The organism is Ensifer sp. LC384, assembly GCF_001695865.1.
Classification (GTDB): domain Bacteria; phylum Pseudomonadota; class Alphaproteobacteria; order Rhizobiales; family Rhizobiaceae; genus Ensifer.
The window spans coordinates 1-2,568 of the sequence record NZ_MBST01000064.1 but is presented as its reverse complement, the minus strand read 5'-3'; the positions used below and the strand labels follow the sequence as shown (position 1 = coordinate 2,568).

Genomic DNA, 2,568 nt, shown 5'->3' with positions numbered 1-2,568 from the left:
CCCAGCATTCTCCTGGCGAACGAGATCGAGGTCGCGCTGGATGATGCCTACCCGGATAACGACTATGTCCGGGACCTGGTGGCCATGCTTGCCATGTACCGTCCGGAAGGCGGTGAATTCCTTTATAACGCTGAGGCGATGCGCGCCAAACTGCTGCGCGCAAGGGAGTATTTGTCCGGGCTGGCCGATTAGGAACTAAGCCGGCAGAAGGCCGCGGGAGAGACATGGCGCCCGCATGACCAACCCGAACACGGTGAAGACGATGGCGCCGGAGACGGCCGCCCGCATTCGGCCTTACGTGAATGACAATCCATATCTTCGGAACATCATCCAGTTTAACGGCAAGATTCTTCCTTATGCTGCTCCTGTCGGCATGGGATATCAGCAATTTGCAAAACCGAATGATGAAGAGCCTGCGTCTTCTGGCAGAACTTTTGGCAGGCTCTATGAGGTGGGACGCCGAGGTACTTGACATTCGATGGCGAACTAGGAGTATTTTCCTGACCGATTGGGTTAGGGTGGTTGGAGGGCGTGGAAAATGAAGCAGGTTACGCCGGTGCCGTCGGTGAACGGTAATAGTTCGACCGTTGGCCACGCTCCGCGCAGAGACTATGTCAACGTCAACTACGACGGCCCGCGCAATCCCTGGCCACAGTGGGCTTGGAAACCGGAGAAAGAGCAGGAGATCGTGTCCTTCATGCGCCAATGTAAAGCGCTTCGGAAGATCGACCCTGAGGCTGATAGACGTTGGCACGCCGAATCCGAGCATTTTGCATCGTGGCGCGACGCATTTGAACGCCAAAACCGATGGTGGGATGCGGACTGGCGACTTCGTGACAAGATGTTCGCGCGAGGGCCCGCTCCCGGGGAATGGCGCGCTCCCAGATGGGACAAGTGGCTACGTGTCGGCATGAAGCTCGACGAGGCAATGATTGGCCAGTATTGGCTCTGTCGCGTAAAGGCGGAATTGGCGGGGGCGGAATTGCGTGCCGCGGATCTTGAAGCGAGCGACCGGGATGCGGCGCGCAACTGGCTTGAACAATGCCAATGGTTCGAAAAGTTCCTCACCGAATGCTGGAGCGCAGAGTGCGAACGGGGCGAGCTTGACCAAGGGGATGGCCGGAGACAGCCAAATCACTCTGATCTTCTTCAGTGGAAAAGGCACCGGGAGTTGGAAAGAATTGCAGAGCGGCTCGGGCCCTATCCGAAGATTACGCAAGAATAGAGCACGTTCAGCTTGGCCCAAGTCGCTCGACAACCTCTACTGGCAGAACAACCAGCAGCCGATTGTCTGGCGCAGGTGTTCTTAAATCGGAGATGATTTAAGGACAGCGACCTTTGCGCGTTTTTTAAGACGCGCAGCGCTGCAGGAAGGGGTGATCCAGAACCCGGAATCGGTGCTGAACCCGAAATTCGGCCAGCCGATCCGCGTGGGCCAGGGCGTCGATGTGCGCGGGGCCGTCGGCTGACGGATGGGAACGACGTGGCCACGTTTCGGTTCGACACGAACACTGAGCAGGAAGATGCGATACGCGAGCGGATTGAGCAGCTTGGCGGCTCGCCGACTACGGATTTGGGGTTACCCTGGGGATGCACGTCCGGTGTGTCGCGCGCCATCGACGGCATCGGACCGTTTGGCAAGGTCGATGAAACCATGTGGCCGAGCAAATTGCGTGAGCAGTTTGAGAGGGAAAGGCGTTACAACGGAAAAGTAACAGGACGGCCGTGAGCCGTAATTTTCTGATCGATGCACAATCATAGCATGCAAAAGCCACAATCTGTGTCCACGAATAGCGACAGTCAATCAGATGTGACTTAACGCCCTGCTTTGCCAATTTTGAGCGCTGTTATACTTCGATGGCAGTAGGGTGATGAGGTAGAAAGCAAGTCTAACGAGTGAATTCAATGCGTGGTCCCGCGCGTTTTAGGGGCGAAATTATCATTGCTCGTGCTGGAGAGAGGATTTGCGATACGGGTTACTAAACGCGCTGCGCGTCGTGATTTCACTGGCGGCGTCCTTTGCCGTCTCCCGGTACTACTTTTGTCCAAGGCTAGTACCGTCGCTAACGCTCCTTTGCTACCTCATTTTATTCTACGGCTCTTCCTTCGTTGCTCGACCCAAAGCTACTGTGTTCAACCGAATTGGCTTCATTTCCGCCGGGGCGCTTGCTGCTGCTCTTCTATTTATCGTTTATCATGTGACCTATAGAGCGGTGGTGCAGAATGCCCCACTGCCATTTATGCAGGGCGATGTTGTCACCGAGTTCCTTTATGCAATGGCAACTCTACTGGGCCTAGCTTGGGGGCCGCACTATTGGATTTTTGTCCTGGTCTATATGGGCCTGGAGTATTCGCTGATGAAGAATGCGAAGGTGGCTCCCGCGACCGAGGCGATAGTTTGATGGACAAAGCTATTGAGGCGATGCTGGACGAGTTCATCGCCGCAGACCGTCCCAGCATTCTCCTGGCGAACGAGATCGAGGTCGCGCTGGATGATGCCTACCCGGATAACGACTATGTCCGGGACCTGGTGGCCATGCTTGCCATGTACCGTCCGGAAGGCGGTGA

5 protein-coding genes and 1 pseudogene are annotated in these 2,568 nt (G+C 56.1%); all 6 read left to right on the top strand.

What is annotated here, in order from left to right; genetic code table 11:
- Window positions 1–192 (top strand): hypothetical protein (locus BC363_RS35245; RefSeq protein ID WP_202618635.1); only part of this gene is annotated, 192 nt, incomplete at its 5' end.
- Window positions 193–235: 43 nt separating this feature from the next.
- Window positions 236–472 carry a hypothetical protein gene (locus BC363_RS29230; protein ID WP_141690478.1) on the top strand — a complete coding sequence of 79 codons (237 nt, stop codon included), beginning with the start codon at window positions 236–238 and terminating at the stop codon, window positions 470–472.
- 66 nt (window positions 473–538) lie between these two features.
- Window positions 539–1,225, top strand: a complete 687-nt coding sequence (locus tag BC363_RS29225; protein WP_065786976.1) for a hypothetical protein — start codon at window positions 539–541, stop codon at window positions 1,223–1,225.
- Window positions 1,226–1,244: 19 nt separating this feature from the next.
- A pseudogene (locus BC363_RS33995) lies at window positions 1,245–1,466 on the top strand (hypothetical protein); the annotation flags it as partial.
- A 17-nt stretch (window positions 1,467–1,483) separates the two neighbouring features.
- On the top strand, window positions 1,484–1,729 hold the full coding sequence (locus BC363_RS34895) for a hypothetical protein (protein ID WP_065786977.1): 246 nt from the start codon (window positions 1,484–1,486) through the stop codon (window positions 1,727–1,729).
- A gap of 235 nt (window positions 1,730–1,964) precedes the next feature.
- On the top strand, window positions 1,965–2,402 hold the full coding sequence (locus BC363_RS29220; RefSeq protein ID WP_065786978.1) for a hypothetical protein: 438 nt from the start codon (window positions 1,965–1,967) through the stop codon (window positions 2,400–2,402).
- Window positions 2,403–2,568: the final 166 nt, after the last annotated feature.

Coding starts and splice junctions, on each gene's coding strand:
- BC363_RS29230 (WP_141690478.1), top strand. CDS start 236: ATGACCAACCCGAACACGGTGAAGACGATGGCGCCGGAGACGGCCGCC.
- BC363_RS29225 (WP_065786976.1), top strand. CDS start 539: ATGAAGCAGGTTACGCCGGTGCCGTCGGTGAACGGTAATAGTTCGACC.